Source organism: Pseudomonas sp. EL_65y_Pfl2_R96 (assembly GCF_963970905.1).
Classification (GTDB): Bacteria; Pseudomonadota; Gammaproteobacteria; order Pseudomonadales; family Pseudomonadaceae; genus Aquipseudomonas.
Window position 1 is genome coordinate 1 of the sequence record NZ_CAXAQH010000049.1, and the last position, 18076, is coordinate 18076.

General features: G+C 59.8%; 9 protein-coding genes, 2 rRNA genes and 2 pseudogenes. 6 read left to right on the plus strand and 7 right to left on the minus strand.

The genetic code is table 11. The features are described 5' to 3' along the window. The 3 genes from rrf (AACY49_RS28325) to AACY49_RS28335 form a co-directional block, all read left to right on the plus strand. Nucleotides 1–100, plus strand: a 5S ribosomal RNA gene (gene rrf, locus AACY49_RS28325); the annotation flags it as partial. A 107-nt stretch (nt 101–207) separates the two neighbouring features. After that, nucleotides 208–323 (plus strand): 5S ribosomal RNA (gene rrf / locus AACY49_RS28330). 351 nt (nt 324–674) lie between these two features. Next, the gene (locus tag AACY49_RS28335; protein WP_258698430.1) at nt 675–2555 is read left to right on the plus strand and encodes a methyl-accepting chemotaxis protein; all 1881 of its coding nucleotides are present in this window, start codon (nt 675–677) and stop codon (nt 2553–2555) included. 145 nt (nt 2556–2700) lie between these two features. Here AACY49_RS28335 and AACY49_RS28340 read toward each other — a convergent pair whose 3' ends face one another. The 5 genes from AACY49_RS28340 to AACY49_RS28360 all read right to left on the minus strand — a co-directional run bounded on the left by AACY49_RS28340 (nt 2701) and on the right by AACY49_RS28360 (nt 9800). Next, a complete protein-coding gene (locus tag AACY49_RS28340) occupies nt 2701–3168 on the minus strand; it encodes an SRPBCC family protein (RefSeq protein ID WP_258698431.1) in 468 nt (155 codons plus the stop codon). A 30-nt stretch (nt 3169–3198) separates the two neighbouring features. Next, a complete protein-coding gene (locus AACY49_RS28345; protein ID WP_339527529.1) occupies nt 3199–6615 on the minus strand; it encodes a non-ribosomal peptide synthetase in 3417 nt (1138 codons plus the stop codon). A gap of 13 nt (nt 6616–6628) precedes the next feature. Further along, complete coding sequence (locus AACY49_RS28350; RefSeq protein WP_258698433.1) at nt 6629–7558, minus strand: diiron oxygenase; 930 nt, start codon at nt 7556–7558, stop codon at nt 6629–6631. Then, nucleotides 7555–8331 carry a DUF3050 domain-containing protein gene (locus AACY49_RS28355; RefSeq protein WP_339527530.1) on the minus strand — a complete coding sequence of 259 codons (777 nt, stop codon included), beginning with the start codon at nt 8329–8331 and terminating at the stop codon, nt 7555–7557. The genes AACY49_RS28350 and AACY49_RS28355 overlap by 4 nt, the downstream gene beginning before the upstream one ends. 758 nt (nt 8332–9089) lie before the next feature. Next, nucleotides 9090–9800 (minus strand): GntR family transcriptional regulator, encoded by a 711-nt coding sequence (locus tag AACY49_RS28360; protein WP_258698435.1) that lies wholly within the window; start codon nt 9798–9800, stop codon nt 9090–9092. A 244-nt stretch (nt 9801–10044) separates the two neighbouring features. On the opposite strand from AACY49_RS28360, the gene lapG reads away from it, so the two are divergent. The 3 genes and pseudogenes from lapG to AACY49_RS28375 all read left to right on the plus strand — a co-directional run. Further along, nucleotides 10045–10737 (plus strand): cysteine protease LapG, encoded by a 693-nt coding sequence (lapG, locus tag AACY49_RS28365; RefSeq protein ID WP_339527531.1) that lies wholly within the window; start codon nt 10045–10047, stop codon nt 10735–10737. Nucleotides 10738–10751: 14 nt separating this feature from the next. After that, entirely contained in the window at nt 10752–12698 is a 1947-nt protein-coding gene (lapD, locus tag AACY49_RS28370) for a cyclic di-GMP receptor LapD (protein WP_339527532.1), read from the plus strand. Between the two features lie 465 nt (nt 12699–13163). After that, nucleotides 13164–13316: pseudogene (locus AACY49_RS28375) on the plus strand (DUF6124 family protein); the annotation flags it as partial. A 156-nt stretch (nt 13317–13472) separates the two neighbouring features. Here AACY49_RS28375 and AACY49_RS28380 read toward each other — a convergent pair. Both AACY49_RS28380 and AACY49_RS28385 read right to left on the minus strand, forming a co-directional pair. After that, nucleotides 13473–13811 carry a tryptophan synthase subunit beta gene (locus AACY49_RS28380; RefSeq protein ID WP_258698438.1) on the minus strand — a complete coding sequence of 113 codons (339 nt, stop codon included), beginning with the start codon at nt 13809–13811 and terminating at the stop codon, nt 13473–13475. A gap of 147 nt (nt 13812–13958) precedes the next feature. Then, nucleotides 13959–18076 (minus strand): annotated as a pseudogene (locus tag AACY49_RS28385) (LapA family giant adhesin); the annotation flags it as partial.

Below are 18076 nucleotides of genomic sequence, written 5' to 3' on the forward strand. Positions count from 1 at the left end.
CATTGGAACCACCTGATCCCATCCCGAACTCAGCAGTGAAACGATGCATCGCCGATGGTAGTGTGGGGTTTCCCCATGTGAGAGTAGGTCATCGTCAAGATTAAATTCCGAAACCCCTATCTGCATATGCAGGTAGGGGTTTTGTTTTAGTAGAAGTCACCGATTTTGCTGGCACGTTACCGCTGTAACGGGCTGGTCACAGAATTTCTTGACGACCATAGAGCATTGGAACCACCTGATCCCATCCCGAACTCAGCAGTGAAACGATGCATCGCCGATGGTAGTGTGGGGTTTCCCCATGTGAGAGTAGGTCATCGTCAAGATTGAATTCCGAAACCCCTGTCTGCTTATGCAGACAGGGGTTTTGTCTTTCTGGGCTTATAGAAATTTAAGCCCGAAGCAGGTCAGATCCCAAGTCTGCGTGTCTCGCTACTCCGTCGAGCCAGTAACACCAGATATAGACCAACGCCCAGTAATCCGTCCTCTCTAGCACGCCGTTCGGCGGGTATCTGACGGGTTTCGTACAAATCCCTAAGTTTTCTCTCGTTCGTGCCGAAAGAGTGATGAGACATGCGTGCACCAAAGTAGAGCGGCTCCAGTATGCCGTCTGCGCTGTTACATGGAATGTTGCAACCCGGAACGCGTCCCCACTTTTGCATAAGAAGTCCCATGATATGAATCTCAAGTTCAGCCATAAAATTCTGCTGGCCGCTTCAGGCGTCGTGGTGCTGGCTTTTGCGTTGTTCACTTTGTACAACGACTATCTGCAGCGAAACACCATTCGGCAAAACCTCGAGTCCTCCGTTGAACAAGCCGGCGACCTGACCGCCAGCAGCGTACAAAACTGGATGAGCGGTCGCATACTGGTTCTGGAAAACCTCGCGCAGAACGTCGCTCATCAAGGCGCCAATGCCGATTTGCCGGGGCTGGTCGATCAACCCGCCCTCACCTCGAACTTCCAGTTCACCTACGTCGGGCAAGCCAATGGTGTGTTCACCCAGCGCCCTGACGCGAAGATGCCGGACGGCTACGATCCGCGTCAGCGCCCCTGGTACAAACAAGCCGTAGTCGCCGACAAAACCATGCTGACTCCGCCTTATATGGCCGCAGTCGGCGGGCTGGTGGTGACCATCGCCATGCCGGTGAAAAAGAATGGCGAACTGCTGGGCGTGGTCGGCGGTGACCTGAGCCTGGAAACCCTGGTGAAGATCATCAACTCGGTGGATTTCGGTGGCATCGGTCACGCGTTCCTCGTCAGCGCCGACGGTCAGGTGATCGTCAGCCCGGACAAGGATCAGGTGATGAAGAACCTGAAAGACATCTATCCGGGTTCCAGCGTCCGCATCGAAAAGGGCAACCAGGAAGTCGAATTGAACAAGCAGGATCGCATCCTCTCATTCACGCCAGTGAGCGGTTTGCCGGGTGCCGAGTGGTACGTCGGTCTGTCGATCGACAAGGCCAAGGCCTACGCGCCACTGAGCCAGTTCCGCACCTCGGCGCTGATCGCGATGTTCATCGCCGTGACCGCCATTGCGGTGCTGCTCAGCTTGCTGATCAACGTGCTGATGCGTCCGCTGACCACGATGGGCCGTGCGATGCAGGACATCGCTCAGGGCGAGGGTGACCTGACCCGTCGTCTGGTTGTAGAAAGCAAAGATGAGTTCGGCGAGTTGGGCGGTTCCTTTAACCAGTTCGTGGAGCGGATTCACGCGTCGATTTCCGAGGTGTCCTCGGCGACCCGCCAGGTTCATGACCTGTCGCAACGGGTGATGGCGTCGTCCAACGCCTCGATCATCGGTTCCGACGAACAAAGCGCCCGAACCAATAGCGTGGCCGCAGCGATCAACCAATTGGGCGCCGCCACTCAGGAAATCGCCCGCAACGCCGCCGATGCTTCGCAACATGCCAGCGGCGCGAGCGAGCAGGCCGATGACGGTCGTCAGGTGGTGGAGAAAACCATCCTGGCCATGACTGAGCTGTCGCAGAAAATCAGCCTGTCCTGCACGCAGATCGAAACCCTGAACGCGAGCACCGACAACATCGGTCACATTCTCGATGTGATCAAAGGCATCTCCCAGCAGACCAATTTGCTGGCGCTCAACGCGGCCATCGAAGCGGCCCGTGCCGGTGAGGCCGGTCGAGGTTTTGCGGTGGTGGCGGACGAGGTGCGTAACCTCGCTCATCGCACCCAGGAGTCGGCGGAAGAAATCCACAAGATGATCAGCTCGCTGCAGATCGGTTCACGCGAAGCGGTGACTACGATGAACGCCAGTCAGGTGTCCAGCGAGCAGAGTGTCGAAGTGGCGAACCAGGCCGGCCTGCGACTGGTCAGCGTGACCCAGCGCATCGGCGAAATCGACGGGATGAACCAGTCGGTGGCCGCGGCGACCGAGGAGCAGACTGCCGTGGTGGAAACCCTCAACGTCGACGTCAACCAGATCAACCTGCTGAACCAGCAGAGCGTAGCTAACCTCAATGAAACATTGAAGGATTGCGATGCGCTGTCTCAGCAGGCCAGTCGGTTGAAGCAGTTGGTTGACAGTTTCAAGATCTGATTGAGGTCAGCTCTACAGCGTTATCGTTCTTCGCGAGCAAGCCCGCTCTCACATTTGACCGCATTCCTTATGAAGGAACCCGATCAAAATGTGGGAGCGGGCTTGCTCGCGAAAGCGGTGTATCAATCACCGCCAAACTGAAGCCTTACACAAACAGCTTCAACACATTCCCCATCGCATCATCTGCAAACCCCTGAACGAAATCCTTGAACCCCGGCAGGGCCTCGGCGCCACCCTGAGCCGGTTCGGCGATGATGGTCCAGGTCGCCCGTGACTTGCCTGCGCCCAGGGATTCCACACTCATCGCCGCCCACAAATTGGCCACGCCCAGCGTGTTGTAGATGGTGGTCCAGGTCATGTTCAGCGCCTGGTCGTCCCGGGAGTTGAGCTGCTCGACCACCAGGTTGCCGTCCTTGAAGAATTTCTTGCGCAGCGATGACACACCTTCGCCCGTCATCTCGATGTGCGACAGCGCCGGAATGAATCGGTCGAAGCCGGCAAAGTTGCCGACCACCGTCCAGACTTGCGCTGCCTCGGTAGGTACTTCCACCGAAGACACGACGTGGCAGCCGTGAGGGTTTTTGATCAGGGTATCGGGTTGCAGAGTGTTCATGGTTTTTGCTCCGTGCTGGGTTAGGGTGAATCAGATGAAGTTGATTTCTTTGAGGTAGTCGCAGCCGCGGCGTAGCAGCGCCGGGGATTTTTCCGGGTAATGCGCGCCCATCTGCCGTACGCCGGCCTGGGCGTTGTCGTGGCCGATCATTGAGATGTCGCCGATGTCTTCCTCGAAGCCGTTGAGATAGAAACCCAGTACGCCAAACAGCGCGTTATCACTGTCGACCCGGCCCAGTTGTTGCTGCCAGTCGGCGACGCTGACCATGGAGAATTCCCGACCGGCCTCGCGAAAGGACGCCACGTAGGCGTCCCAGCTCAGAGGCTCGGGGTTGTGCAGGTTGAACACGGCTTTTTCGGCCTGGTAACGGCTGGCGTGGAAGGCGATGAAACGGGCGAGGAAGTCCACCGGCATCAGGTCGAAATTCAGCGCGAACTCCGGCACCTGACCGAGCTGGATCGAGCCCTTGAGCATCAGCATCAGACGATTTTTGTGGGGCTGGCAGACACCGGTGAGGCTGTTGAAACTGATGTTGCCAGGGCGATAAAGATTGACCCGCACCCCACGCTCCCGCGCCCGTTCGAGGATCCGCTCGCCGACCCATTTGGACAGGTTGTAGCCGTTTTTGATGTAGATCGGCGGCGTCTGCGCGGCAGGTAACTCCAGCACCCGACCATCGTCGGAAATCGTGCTGGACGCCGAGAGCGTCGAGACGAAGTTGAAGATCTTCTTGCTGCGCCCTTCACACAAACGCAGGCACTCGAAAATCGGCTCGACGTTATCCCGCGCCAACGACTCGTAATCGAGGACGTGATTGACGTTGGCGGCGTTGTGCACCAGCGCGCCGAACTCGCGATCCAGGTGTTGGTAAACGTCTTCGCCAAGTCCCAGTTGCGGGCGAGTGATGTCCGCCGCGTAAACCTGCACCCGGCTAAGGTCCAGATGCTCCAGACGGTTTTCCCGCAACGCCTGAGCGAAGCGTTGCGCTGCCGACTGCCCGCCGCCATCGCGCACCAGGCATGCCACTTCGCTGGCGCCCCAGGCCAGTAGAGCTTCGACGATATGAACACCGACAAAGCTGTTGGCGCCGGTGACGATCACCTTGTGCACATCGCCCATTCGGCTGACCGGTAACGGCTCTATGTCCAGTTCACGAAAGGCATCGGCCAGGGCTTTTTCACTCAGCACTTCCTCGGTTCCGGAGCCGCGCACCAGGGTCGCCAGCTTCGCAATCGTCGGCAGTTCGATGAAGCGGTTGATCGAGATACTGCGGCCAAACTCTTCGCGCAAACGCAGGAGCATGCGCGACAGCAGGATCGAGTGCCCGCCGAGGTTGAAGAAACTTTCGTCGGTGGAAATATCGCTGGCGGGCAGCTCCAGCAGCTCGGCCCAGATTTCCAGCAACAGCGCTTCGTCGGCGCTGGTGGGCAAGCGCCTCTGGCTGTTTTCGCTCACGCTGACGGGCAATTCCAGCAGCGCTTTGCGGTCGACCTTGCCGTTGCTGGCGAACGGCATGGTTGCCAGTTCGGTCCAGGCGGTCGGCTGCATGTAGTCCGGCAGACACTGCATCGCGTGGGCTTTCAATGCCTCGCGAGCAGCACCGGGTTGCTCTTCCTGAGGCTGCGCGAGAAAGGCCAGAATCCGTCGATGAGGGTCGATAACCACCGCCACCTGCCGGTATAGCTGACTGTCGCGCAGGCAGCGTTCGATCTCTTCCGGCTCGACCCGAAAGCCGCGAATCTTCACCTGATTGTCTCGCCGCCCGCACAGCTCGATACCGTCGCGGGTCCACTTGGCCATGTCACCGGAGCGGTAGGCTCGCAAGCTTTGGCCGTTCGGCAGGCTCAGGTTCAGATAGCGTTCGGCAGTCTGCTGCGGGTTGTTCAGGTAACCCATGCATACCCCTGGGCCGACGATGTACAACTCACCGACGGTTTGCTCGGCCACCGGTTGAAAGTCCTCATCGAGGATCAGCACCTGACTGTTGGCAATCGGTGCACCGAGGGTCCGGTTGCTGTCGCCGGTGCGCAGTTGCCGCGCGGTGATCAGCACCGTGGCTTCGGTCGGGCCGTAGAGGTTGTAGAGATTGCCTTGGCGGGTCAGTTGCTCGATCACGTAGGGTTCGCAAACATCACCACCGGTCATCACATGATCGAGGACCTGCAACTGATCCAGCGGCAGAATGCTCAACAGGGCCGGCGGCAAAAAGGCGTGACTGAGTTGCTGATGACGGATCAGCTCGACCAGTTGCAACGGGTCGCGACGTTGGTCCTCGTTGGGCACGATCAGCTCGGCGCCCTGGAGCAGCGTCGGGAAAATGTCGATCAGCGACGAGTCAAAACTCAGAGACGAAAACTGCAACGCCCGGCTCTGTTCGGTCAGCTGCACGTAGTCGGCGTACCACGCGGTGAAGTGTGCGAGGTTGGCCTGGCTGAGCAACACGCCTTTGGGATGACCCGTGGTGCCCGAGGTATAGAGCGCCATGCACGGTGCGTCGAGATCGGGTCGTTGGCGCATCAAGGGTTGATCGAGATTTACATCGCCGATGTCGATGCGGCTGATGTCCAGCCCAGGCATCGTCTCGCTGAGCGGGTGTTCTCCGTCATGCAGCAACAACACCGCGCCGGCGTTTTCCAGAATGTACTGCTGACGTTGCAGTGGATGGCTTGGCTCCAGCGGCAGGTACACCGCGCCGCTGCCCAGGATCGCCAGAATCCCCGCATACAACGCGCTGCATTTTGGCAGGCAGATCCCGACTACCAACGGTCCTTGATGTCGATCGAGCAACGGCTGCAAGCGCTGTTGGATGGCGCGGCTGTGGGCGTGCAGTTGCCGATAGCTCAGCGACGTACCGGCGATGTTCAGCGCTGGCCGCTCGGCGGACTGGATGAAGCGTTGTTCAAGCTGCTCGATCATCGGTATCTGGGCCAGTTGCAGCAACCGTGGTTCAGCCGTGGCGTTGAGCTGATGGACGTAGGCCAGACGCTCTAAAAACAGCAGGTTTTCCACCTGCTCGAAGTGCGCGGAAGCCATCGGTTCTGCCTGCAAGAAATACTCGGCATCCCGGGAGAAGCGGCTGACCAGCAGTGCCACGTGATCGATCAGATCGGCCACCGCTCGCAGGCGCAATGCCTGGCCGTTGCCGGACAGCTCTTCGGCGACTGGCACGCGACTTAGCTGCATCGAGTTGTACGTGCACAGCAAGTCCAATGCTGGCAGGCCTGAGGCGCCCGGCACGCCGACACCCAGCTGCAGCGTCAGGCGCGGTGCATCGCCGAAGTCCTGAAACGGCAGGCTCGCATCGTCGATCAGCAAATCAAACGTGCTTGGCGGCAGCTCCACCAGATTCGCCAGTCGCGCCAGTGAATGACCGTGTTGTTCGAGTTCCAGCGCCAGGTCGGTCAGAGCCTGGCTTTGCCCAATGAGCAAAATATCGAGACGTCTCATGATGTTCTCCTCGTTAAACCAGGTAGTCGCTCAAGGCGCTTTGCACGCACGGTGAATCGAGTAGCGAACTGCTGCGGAAAAACCGCACGATGTTGGCGACCAGCGGGTGATGGCGATTGATCGGGAAGGCCAGCCCCGACACTTCGCTCTTGAGTGCCCGACGCGCCGTGTCGCTGATCTGCAAGGCGTCGATCAAGCGGAAGTCGAAGGATTTCTGAATGTCATTGGTCAGGTAATGGCCGATGAATACCGGCAGGATGTGCGCGATGCACTGGCGATCGTCTTCGCTTGCGGTGTGCCAGTAGATGCGCACCAACCGCGCCCAGAACCCGGAGTGACGGCCCTCGTCGAGCAAGTGGTCGGCCATCAGGCCCTTGATCGATTGTTTGATCGTGTCGTCCTTGGCGAACGCCGCCACATCGCCGGTCACGGTGTTCTCGGCGATGGCCACGCAGATCAGCTCCACGGCGCTGCGCAGGTGCTCCGGTGCGAGCGCCACGGCTGCTGGAATGGCACGGCTCAGTTCGATTTCATCCGGCAGTCCGATCGGCTCGATGCCGGTCATGGCGACGGTCTGCTGCATGAAATCCATGGCCACCAGGGCGTGGTAATCCTCGTCCACTACCACGGTCATGGCGTCGTAGCGACAGGCGAATGGGAACGCCACGCTGAAGCGGTTTTTGGCGATGCTGCGGGCGGTCTTGTCGACGATCTCGGTTTCGAAAATCACCACGTCGTTGATGAACTTGTAGAGCGTCTGCACCAGGGCAAAGTCCCGTTGTTCCGGGCATTCACGCAGGAAGGTTTCGCTCAGCACCAGCGGCTGACGGCTCAACGGATAGATCAGTTTGTCGTCGTTCTCCAACATGCGCCGGGGACGGGTGCGAATGGTCGCGCGGCTCTCCCAGGCGTCGGCGAAGGATTGGTAGTCGGCGGCGTTCATGCGTTCACCTCCGCAACCGGTTCGCTCATGCTCAGGCGCAAGCCGTCCCACAGGGCGATGCGACTTTCCACGGCGGCGATGGCGCTGGCGTAGACGTCTTCTTCGCGCTGCGGATCGCCGTCGACCAGGCGGGCGAGGAGTTTCTCCGCCGCCGGGCCGTGGTCCTCGGAGTCGACTTCGATGTGCCGTTCCAGGTAGTAGCGGAAGGTCGGTGCCTGTTCGATACCGATGCCCCAGTCGTCGAGAATCCGCTGAAACATCTGCGGGATGACACTCTCGCGACCATGCAGAAACGCCGCCGCCACACTGTGTCCCGGTGCATGCATCGCGGTGTGCAAGGTGTGGCGCACGAACTGCGCGGCTGCCGGGTCGACGTCCACGCTTTGCAAGGCCACGTCGTAGCTCACGCCTTCTTTTTGCAGCGCCACGAAGCGTTCGACGGCGACCGTGCTTGCACCGACTTCGCGCATCGCATCCAGGTACAGCTCGAAATGACTGTAGTGACCTTGGGCGGGACGATCATCGGACTCTTCACCGAGCACGATCTCGTTGATCAGCCGCGCCGCCTGCGGATCTTGCGGCGGCAGCCAGGGTAGCTGAACGCAGGTCAATTCCTGTTGCAGGCGCTTGGTCAGCGACATGAAATCCCACACCGCAAACACATGGGTTTCCATGAAGCGTTGAAGGACCGATAACGAATGTATTTCAGAGAAGATCGGGTGCGCACTAAGTTCTGCTTTCTTCTGATTAAGACGGTCTTTAGTTGGTTTCATGAGCGAGCCTATAAGTGATCTGGAATGCCATTGAGGGTGGTGTTGATCAATAAGTGATGGTGGCTTGAAGTTTTCTATTGGCGAACGGGGGCCTCAATTGAATTGATGTTTTTAGGCGTGCGTAATTGCTAAAAAGTGCCTGGCTCACAGTGTTTATGGGCGGCGGAGAAAAACTAATACACGGGCAAAGTTGCCGGCAAGTAATTTTTTTATTAATTTAAAGTTTAACTTTTTTGAATGCGACAAATTTCAATAAGACTTTTATATAAAGTTTTATTTGGGTGTAGTTGCTCCTTTCGGCTTATATAAGCCAAAATTTAAATAAAGAGTGAATGCCTCACTCAAAGCAACTGTCTACTTGGATCGTTAATGTGATCTGAGGGGGGTGGAAGTTGGCTGGGAGTGACGCCGGTTCTTCCTTTCCCGTGGCAAGACTCCTTCCGTAGGTTCTTGTTGCGGGGGACTGCTCCGCGGGTGCGGCGCGTCGCCCGTCATTATTCGTTGGCAGCACAAGAGTGAGCGTAATTCACTGCGGTCGCTATCACTGACGCATGATCCGATCGGTGCAATTATCGGGCTTGAGGGTGACAGGGGCTTTGGGGGAGGGCAGGAAGTCGCTGCACAACGGTCTGGTGTGAGCGAAAGGAGGTTTTGTAAGCAGATTTGTTCGTCGAGCAACTCAGGTGCGGATCAGCCCGATATCGCGGCAAACGAAAGCGAGCCGTTCAATGGGCTCGCTCGGGGCTGTCGCTGCGGTTTTACTTTGAGGTTTTCCGGCGTTGCGCCTCAGGGCTTTCGAGGTAGCGCGTGATGACTTCGACGCCCCGGTTGAGGTGGTGTTCGAGCAGCGTCACCGAGTGCTCGACGTCCCCCTCTTCGGCGGCTCGCAATAGCGCGCGGTGATCTTCCTGGGACAGTTTGCCCAAGCCCATGGCTTCCAGGTTGAAGCGCAGGAAGCGCTCTTCTTCGTTCAGCCCGTCTTCGACCAGTCTCAGCAGTCGACGGTTGGGGGCCTTGTTGTAAAGCGCCATGTGAAACAGGCGATTGAGCCGGCCTATCTCGGTGTAATCGTGTTCCGTCTCCAGCTCGTCGATATAGCGGGCTGCCTGTTCGAAATCGGCGGCGTCGAGCAGGGGGATCGACCGACGCAGGGCTTCGGACTCCAGCAGGATTCGCAGCTCATAGGTTTCTGCCGCATCGCCCTGAACCAGCGGTGCGACCACCGCGCCTTTATGGGCGACCACGTTGAGCAGCGATTGCGCTTCGAGCTGGCGCAACGCTTCGCGCACTGGCATGCGGCTGACGCCGAACAGGTCGGCGAGGTCTTGCTGACGCAGGGCGGTGCCGCAGGGAATGCGGCCGTCGAGAATGGCTGCGCGCAGGGTTTCTTCGATCACCGAGCGTGCCAGATGAGCGGGAATCGGCCCGTTGACCTTGATGCTGCTGAGAGGGTTGGGCTTCTGTGTCACAACAAACGCACCCTGTTTGGCTGAAGATACTTGGATCCAAATGGACACTAGAGACTGCTTGAGGGGTTGTCAAACAGTCAAAAGATCGCAGCCTTCAGCAGCGCCTGCAAAGCTGCGATCTTTTTATTGCACCCGCAATGCAAAGTTTAGCGTGCCCGCAGTGATCTCACCGTGCCATTGTCTTTTAGTTGGCTACCCTTCACCATCAAGCGGATTTCCATCTGCCTGATCTGGATGCCTCGCATTGGCGGTACGTTTCGCGATCCCTCGGACTTTGCGCTGGCTATGCTGCGCACTGCTGCTGGCCGGCGTCATGCTGGGCGGGCTGCATGCCGACTGGGATTTTTCGCTGATCAGCCGTCGTGCGCAGGCATTGTACGGGCCTTTGGGTGAAGGGCAGCAGCGCATCGATGCCTGGCAGCAGTTGCTGGCCACGCAGAAGCAGATCGGCGAGCTGGAACAGCTCAACGTGGTCAACCGATTCGTCAACAAGCAGATGCGTTACGAAGAAGACATCGACTTGTGGCACGAGGTCGATTATTGGGAAACCCCGATCGAAGCCTTGTGGAAAGGCGCCGGCGATTGTGAAGACTACGCTATCGCCAAGTATTTCAGCCTGCGCCATCTCGGTGTCTCCAGTGACAAGCTGCGCATTACCTACGTCAAGGCTTTGCGCCTGAACCGCGCGCACATGGTCCTGACCTACTACTCAAACCCCGAGGCCATGCCTTTGGTACTCGACAGCCTGATCGATGCGATCAAGCCCGCCAGCCAGCGAACCGATTTGCTGCCGGTCTACTCTTTCAATGCCGAAGGGTTGTGGTTACCGGGTACCAAGGGCAACAAAAAGGTCGGTGACACCAAACGCCTGTCCCGCTGGCAGGATGTGTTGAAGAAAATGCAGGCCGAAGGATTCCCGGTCGAGACGACTAACTAGGAGCACGCGCTCAGATGTCTTTGTTCAAACAGCTGTTGATCGCTATCTGTCTGTTCCTGGTGGTCGCCTTCACCGGCAGCTTCATGGTCAGTCTGGAAAGCTCGCGCACCCAGTACGTCAACCAGTTGCGCTCCCACGCCCAGGACGCCGCGACGGCGTTGGCGCTGTCTCTGACGCCGAACATCGACGACCCGGCGATGGTCGAGTTGCTGGTCAGTTCGATCTTCGACAGCGGTTATTACGCGAGCATCCGTGTGGTCGACCTGGCCAACGACAAGACCATTGTCGAGCGCAGCGGCATTCCGGCGGTCACCAACGTACCGGACTGGTTCGTCAAACTGATCGGCCTGGAACCGGCCGGTGGCGACGCCCTTGTCAGCCGTGGCTGGGAGCAGGCCGCGCGAGTCGAGGTGGTCAGCCATCCGATGTTCGCGTTGGCCAAACTGTGGCAAAGCGCGTTGGGCAGCCTTGGCTGGCTGTTGATCTGCGGCGCGGTGAGTGCGGTGCTGGGCGCGTTGTTGCTGCGCCGGCAATTGAAACCGCTGGATTACATGGTCAAGCAGTCCCACGCCATTGCTCGCCGGGAATTCCTCAGCCTGCCGGAACTGCCGCGTACCCCGGAACTGCGCCGGGTGGTGCAGGCCATGAACCAGATGGTCGAAAAGCTTAAGGCGCTGTTTCAGGAACAGGCCGAACGCAGCGAAAAGCTGCGGGCCGAATCCTATCAGGACAACCTGACCGGTCTGGCCAACCGGCGCTATTTCGAAATGCAATTGAACGCACGAGTGAGCAACCCGGAGCAGGCCAGCTCCGGTTATCTGTTGCTGTTGCGGGTGAAGGATCTGGCCGGGTTGAACCAGCGGCTGGGTGGTCAGCGTACCGATGAATTGCTCAAGGCTGTGGGCGAGCAATTGTCCCGCGAGTGCGCCAAGTACCCGGAAACCCAAAACCTCGTGACGCGGATTCGTGGCGGTGAATTCGCCGTGCTGGCGCCGGGGCTGGTGCGCGAAGAAGCGCTGCAACTGGCGAGTAACCTCGACAGTGCCTTGGCGAGCTTGCATGCGACGGGTGCCACGGACGTGGCTTCGGTGGCCTCGATCGGGCTGGCGCCGTTTGCCCATGGCGACTCGCCGCAAGCGGTGATCGGTCTGGCGGATCAGGCGCTGGCCCAGGCGGAAAGTCAGGGCGAGCCGAGCTGGGCGTGTCTCGATCAGGGCGTGCCGGCCCGGGTTGGTGACGATCACCATGCCTGGCATACCTTGCTGGATGAGGCGTTGGATCAGCAGCGTTTCGAGCTGTACTTCCAGCCGGTGGTGGCCAGTCAGGACACGCAGTGCGTGCTGCATTACAAAGTGCTGTCGCGCCTGCTCGACGAGCAGGGCCAGACCATTCCTGCCGGGCGTTTCCTGCCGTGGCTCGAGCGTTTCGGCTGGACCGCGCGGCTGGACCGTTTGATGCTGGAACGGGTGCTTGAGCAGATGGCCGACCATCAAGAGTCGCTGGCGCTGAACCTGTCTTCGGCGACACTGGCGGATCCGCAGGCGCTGAACACAGTGTTCGACATCCTGCGTCAGCATTCGAGTTTCGGGGAGCGCCTGACCCTGGAAATCGGCGAAGAACAACTGCCCGAGCAGGCGGTGCTGGAACAACTGACGCGGCGTTTGCGCGAGCTTGGGTTCTCGCTGAGTCTGCAGCGTTTTGGTGGGCGCTTCAGCATGATCGGCAACCTGGCGCGGCTGGGGTTGGCGTATCTGAAGATCGACGGCAGTTACATCCGGGCGATTGATCAGGAGAGCGACAAGCGTCTGTTCATCGAGGCGATTCAGCGGGCGGCGCACAGCATTGATTTGCCGTTGATTGCCGAGCGGGTCGAGACCGCAGGGGAGTTGTCGGTGATTCGTGAGATGGGGTTGTATGGGGTTCAGGGGCAACTCTTTGGTGAGCCGAAGCCTTGGCGGTGAGGCTGATGCCGTCATCGCGGGCAAGCCCGCTCCCACAGGATTTGTGTGGTACCACAATCCTGCGTTCACCTCTGCCCCCTGTGGGAGCGGGCTTGCCCGCGATGGCGCCCGTGCGGACACCGATTATTCTGGTAGCAAGATCCTAGGAGATTTCCTTCAAGTTGTAGCGGTTTTGGTGAACTTGTTCCGGCCGAAACTCAGGTCTAGTCTGGCTTTGTCACTGAATAATCGGTGACACGGACGTGCAAGTCCGACCAAACTGTTTAGGTAGCGTGCTGCCATTCCCCTCAATGAGCATTTCGATGTTCACTGCTTTATGGCGGCTGCGCGCAGGAGATCCTCGGATCTGCTGGGTGTCCTAAACAGTCCCGGTCTTGCACACCTGCGCACGGCCGCCACCCTATTCGCGTGCAAGCGAACGGTGACGGCTCCAACTTACTGTCTAGGGTATTTCTTATGTTCAAAATCGCTGCCGACCTGGCGGATGATGTGGAAGGCTTACGGCGCTCAGTAGCCCTGGCGCTTACCCGAATGGCCGATGGCGTGCAATTGTTGGTGGAGCGGGCGCTGGATCACCTTGAATCGCCGGAAATGATGCAGGCTCGGGCCAAGGTTTAGCAGGTTAGAGCGGTGGTGAGTTGAAGATCGCCTTCGCGGGCAAGCCTCGCTCCTACAGAGTTGCGTTCGTTCACGCGATTGCGGCACGACACAAATCCTGTAGGAGCGAGGCTTGCCCGCGAAGGCGTCAGCACAAACAACAATGAAGGCGGGGCGTTAGATCAACCCCGTCTCATCATCATCGATCAACTGGCTCAACCCGCCCAGCGCCTCGCGGGCCTGGGTTCGGTCCATGAGTTTGGCTTGTGCGGCCGGCGGCAGGTCGGTGACGCGGATCACGCCTTTTTGGGTCAGCACCTGGATCAAGTCGTCGAGTACCCGGATCATTTCCAGGTCGCTCTGCTTGAGCTGTTTGAGGCTGGTCTCCACCACTTCGTTGGCATACCAGGCCTGGATTTCATGGTGGTCGGCCGGCAGCGTTTCCGTGGCCTCGGCGTAGGCCGTGGCTTCCACGCGCACTAACTGGCCTTGCGCATCGCGTTGCACGTAAAACATTGAGCATCCCTCGGAAATGGACCAGCGTCATGCTGTCAGCAGCATAGGCCAACGCAGGCGAGTATGCGGTGTGACGACGAAATCGTCACCCGTGAGGTGTGCGCATACATGACGGCCGCCCGGTTTGGGCGGCCGTCAGCCTGCTGATCAGCTGTTGTTGTGATCGATCTTGATGGTCGGGTCACTGCCGGCGATCAACGAGTTGATGCTGGCGCTGGACCAATTGTTACCTTCCAGCTTGATCGTCACGTCCGGGGTGGCCGCTGCTGCGTCGGCGCCGTTGAACTTGCCGGCGGAGCTGACCTGCAAGGACGACACGCCATCCACGGTGGTGATCTTCAGGAAGTTGTCGATGGTGCTGCCGCTTTCACCCTGCAACAGATCGCGCAGGTCGATGCGGTCGCCTTCGCTGGCCTTGAAGTCCTTGATCACGTCGCTGCCGGTGTCGCCAGCCTTCCAGATGAAGGTGTCGGCACCCGAACCACCAATCAGGATGTCGTTGCCTTGACCGCCGATCAACGAGTCATTGCCGCTGCCGCCGAGCAGGATGTCATTGCCCTTGCCGGCGTCGAGGAGGTCGTTGCCGCCCTGGCCGAAGAGAATGTCGTTGCCTGCGCCGCCCAGCAGCGTGTCGTTACCGTCGTGGGCGCCAGACACGTCGAACGCGGTGTAGTGCTCGGTGATGTACTGGTGCACGTTGCTGGTCGTGACTTTGCTGACGTCGACGCCGGTCTGCTGGGCCACGAACGCCTGCATGGCCTGATAACCCTCGCCGGCGATGCCATTGAAGCTCACCAGATCGCCGAACAGAAGATCGTTGCCGTCACCGCCGCTGACCGTGTCGGCACCCGGCATTGTCGCTTCGGTATGGCCGATGACTGAGTTGGTCAGGTCTTTCGGGTCGATGTTGGTTTGTGGCGTTTGATTCGAGTCGTAGGGCTTGAGGTCGGTGAGGGTGACGTCTGTGTTCAGGCCGATCGCTTCCACCGTCGACACGTTGCTTAGCAATGCGAAGCCGCTGGTGGAGTTGTCGATGGCGGTGGAATCGGTGCTGCTGCCGGTGCCATCGCGATAGGACAGTTCGTACGTGCCGTTACCCTCGGCATGAAGGGTGCCCAGTTCAGAACTGCTCCAGCGCCCAGAGTTTTTCAGAGTCTGCAGCGTGACGTTGCCGGCGCTGTCGATGGTCAGGTAGTGAGTGCTGTCCAGATAGCTGGAATAGGTCTGCCCCAACTTGTAATTGGTGGTGGTGATGACGTCATCGAGCTTCACGTTGCCGTACAAGGTCGGGTTGGTCTGCTCACCGCTCTGGTAGTAGGTCGGCTTGCCGTCAGTGATGAAGTACGTGAGGTTCTTCGCACCGGTATTGGCAGTGGCGTCGGCACTCTGGAACCAGTTGGCCGTGGTTTTGAACACGTCCTCGTAGTTGGTGCCACCACCGGACGACATCGAGTCCAGTACTGACTTGAGCAGGGTCAGTGCGTTCGGGTCATTCAGGTTCACCGACACCGACTTGTTGACCTGGGTATCGAAGTCCACCAGGAAAATCTTCACGGTCCCGGAGTTGCTGCCCAGGCTTTGCTTGAGGGTGTTGAACACCGCCGTCAGCGAATCCTTGGCCGCGCTGATCGAAGAGGCGCTCATGCTGCCCGAGCTGTCGACCATGAACGCGATATTGTAGTTAGTGCCCGGCACCACGGTCAGCCCGCCGATGTCGGCGACCATGATGTCGTTACCATCGGTGCCGGTGATGGTGTCGTCGGCCGCAGTGGCGGTGATGGCGTTGTAAACCGCCGGGTACACCGTGACCGGGATCTGCGCGGTGCTCGGTGCCGAACCGCCATGGGCTTCGGTGGACGTCGAGGTGACGGTCAGGGTGAATTGGCCGTTGTAGTATGACGGCGGTGTGACGGTCAGGGTGCCGAGGTTCCAGCCGGTGACGTTGGCTTCGCCGTTGGTCGCGCTGGCGGTGAAGGTGTGACCTGCGCCATCGGTGAGCACCGAGCCCGCCGGGATGCCGCTGATTTTCACACTCAGGCTTTCGGAGCCGTCAGTGTCGGTCAGTGCTGTCTTGATCGCGGACAAGTGAACGCTGGTGCCTTCGGCGCCTTCGTTGAGTTTGTAGCCGTCGTAGTAGCCTTCGCCATTGGTGCCGTGCAGGTCGGAAACGGTCACGCCGGAAGCGGCCAGATCCGCCACGCCGGTGTACAGCGGCACGCCGGCGCTGCTCAGGTCGACTGCGGCACCGCCGTTGATCGACAGGTTGACGTCATAGTTACCCGGGCCATGCTGGTTGTGGTGGTAGATGTCCAGGGTGTAGTAGCCGCTGGTGGTCGGGGTGAACGAACCGTTCAGCTTGCCGCCTGCGCCCCACGTGGTCGCGGCCACGTTCTGGCCACCGATGGTCACCAACAGACTGTCGTCACCGGTACCGCTGAAGGTGTACGTCTTGCCGGCTTCGAGGTAGATCAGGCCGGACGTTTTCGAGGCCGTGCCGACGGCGACGCCGTCGGACTGCACGTTGGTCACGGTGGCGCTGCTGTTCGGGGTACCCGCGCCGTCGATGACCGATTTCAGCGTGCCAGAAGCCGCGCCGCTGCCATCGGTGCCGAGGCCCGACAGACCGGTCCAGACTTCCTTGATCAGGCCGGTGGACTTGACGCTGTTGTCCGCGACGCTCAGGGATGGCGCGTCGGCAACCGGTGTGATGTCGATTTTCACCGTGCCGGTGTTGCCCAGCAGCTGACCGTCGGTTGGCTGGAACTTGATTTGCGCGTAGTCCGCCTGGTTATTGCCCACACCGGTGCCGCCGTAGCCGTCAACGCCTGATTCGTTGGCATCTGGCGTGAAGCGCAGTTTGCCGGCGTCGATGTCGGCTTTAGTGAAGGTCTGGTTGGTCGCCACGTCTTTCCAGGTCGAACCGTCCAGGTACTGCAACTTGCCTTCGCCCGGCAACTGAGTGATTTTCACCCCCAGGTTGGCGGCCGAACTGTCGACATCGCTGACGCCGAAGGTCGACCAGCCGAGGATGAGCGGGGTGTCTTCGGTGCCGGTGACGTTAACCGGTGCGGCGGTCGGCGCGTCGTTCACGGCCACCACGTTGACGGTGGTGGTCGCGGTGTTGGAGTAGTTGCTGCCATCGGTCACCGTCACGGTGATGATCCGCGGCACGGTGCTCGGATCTTCGCTGCTGTTGGTGAAGCTGATGTTTTTGATCTGCTGCATGTAGTCGGCCAGCGTCGCGTTGCCCGACAGGGTCAGGGTGACAGTGCCGTCCTGGCTGTTGGCGTTGATGCTGATGCCGTTGACGCTGTTGCCCAGGTTCAGCGCATCGCCCGGCTGACGGTTGGTCAGCACGATGGTGGCGCCGGTCAGCATCGTGCTGTCCGGGTCGGTGATCTTCAGGTCGGTGTCGCCGATCGATACGCCCTGGCCGGCGGTGCCTTCGGTGAAGGTCACGTTGTAGTTGGCCCCGGTGGCACCGCTGGAGTTGTTGGCGTCCAGGTCGAGAACCGGCGCGGCATCGTTGTCGGTGATCGAGGTGCTGACGCTGCCGCTGGAAGCGCTGACCGCGAGGTTTTCGAAGTTACCGCCGGTGGCCGAGTCGATCTTGATCACGAAGTTCTCGGTGCCTTCGGTGAGCTTGTCGTCCAGCGTTGCGACGTTGAAGCTCGCGCTGCTGGCGCCAGCCGGGATTTTCACGGTGTACACGCCGGTGAAGTCCGAACCGTCGGCGGCGGTGCCGCTGTAGACGATTTTCAGGGTCACTTCGGTCTGTGCCGGGTGGGTCAGGCTGACGGTGTAGCTGGCGGTCTGGCCTTCGGTCACCGAGGTGCTGCCGCTGATGCTGACTTCGGTTTTGTCGATGGTGTCGGTGACAGTCGTGACCGCAGCGGTGTTGCTGGTGACCAGGTTCTCGAAGTTGCCACCGGTGGCGGTGGAGATGGTCGCCTGAACCGTGCCGGCGTCTTTGTAAACATCATCGGATGGTGCCGGGACGGTCACGGTGCCGGTGGTTTTACCGGCGTCGATGGTGATCACGGAGCCGTTGCTCAACGTCACGGTCACCGGAGTGCCGGCGGCGTTGGTCAGGGTCGCGGTGTAGGTGATCTGGCCACCTTCGGCGACCGAGTTGGTCGCGCTCAGGCTGAGGGTGGTGGTGTCGACGGTGTCGGTCACGGTGGTGCTGACCGGCGTTTTGTCCGCCACCAGGTTCTCGTAGTTGCCGCCGCTGACGCTGGTGATCGAGTTGGTCAGCGGAGTAT

Coding starts and splice junctions, on each gene's coding strand:
- AACY49_RS28380 (WP_258698438.1), bottom strand. CDS start 13,811: ATGTTTTACGTGCAACGCGATGCGCAAGGCCAGTTAGTGCGCGTGGAA.
- lapD (WP_339527532.1), top strand. CDS start 10,752: ATGTCTTTGTTCAAACAGCTGTTGATCGCTATCTGTCTGTTCCTGGTG.
- AACY49_RS28355 (WP_339527530.1), bottom strand. CDS start 8,331: ATGAAACCAACTAAAGACCGTCTTAATCAGAAGAAAGCAGAACTTAGT.
- AACY49_RS28345 (WP_339527529.1), bottom strand. CDS start 6,615: ATGAGACGTCTCGATATTTTGCTCATTGGGCAAAGCCAGGCTCTGACC.
- AACY49_RS28340 (WP_258698431.1), bottom strand. CDS start 3,168: ATGAACACTCTGCAACCCGATACCCTGATCAAAAACCCTCACGGCTGC.
- AACY49_RS28350 (WP_258698433.1), bottom strand. CDS start 7,558: ATGAACGCCGCCGACTACCAATCCTTCGCCGACGCCTGGGAGAGCCGC.
- AACY49_RS28335 (WP_258698430.1), top strand. CDS start 675: ATGAATCTCAAGTTCAGCCATAAAATTCTGCTGGCCGCTTCAGGCGTC.